Below are 314 nucleotides of genomic sequence, written 5' to 3'. Positions count from 1 at the left end.
AAAGTTTTAATCGCAGTTCCTACGAATAAAAAAATAAGTGAAGTGAACGAATTATTTAAAGAATACAATATTCGTCATATACCTGTAACTGAAGGAGCTAAATTAGCAGGAGTTATTAGTAAGAATGATGTTACTAAATTAGGATATGGAGCTGGAGAAATGGATCAAAATGCTTTAAATGCAATTTATGATACATACGAATTAAAAGATGTAATGGTAAAAAAACCGTTAACTGTTTCTCCTGATACAAATATTAAAGATGTTGCAGAAATCCTATCAGAACAGAGTTTTCACTCTTTGCCAGTAGTTGATGA

1 protein-coding gene is annotated in these 314 nt (G+C 30.3%); it reads left to right on the top strand.

From position 1 onward, the window contains the following. Positions 1 to 314, top strand: a 314-nt coding sequence (locus QWI17_RS10020) for a CBS domain-containing protein (RefSeq protein WP_302722367.1), incomplete at both ends; no start/stop codon positions are given.

The sequence above is a fragment of the Gilvimarinus gilvus genome (assembly GCF_030518155.1).
In the GTDB taxonomy this organism is placed as follows: domain Bacteria; phylum Pseudomonadota; class Gammaproteobacteria; order Pseudomonadales; family Cellvibrionaceae; genus Gilvimarinus; species Gilvimarinus gilvus.
Note: the sequence above shows the minus strand (reverse complement) of the source record. Positions and strands in the feature narration are given on the sequence as shown.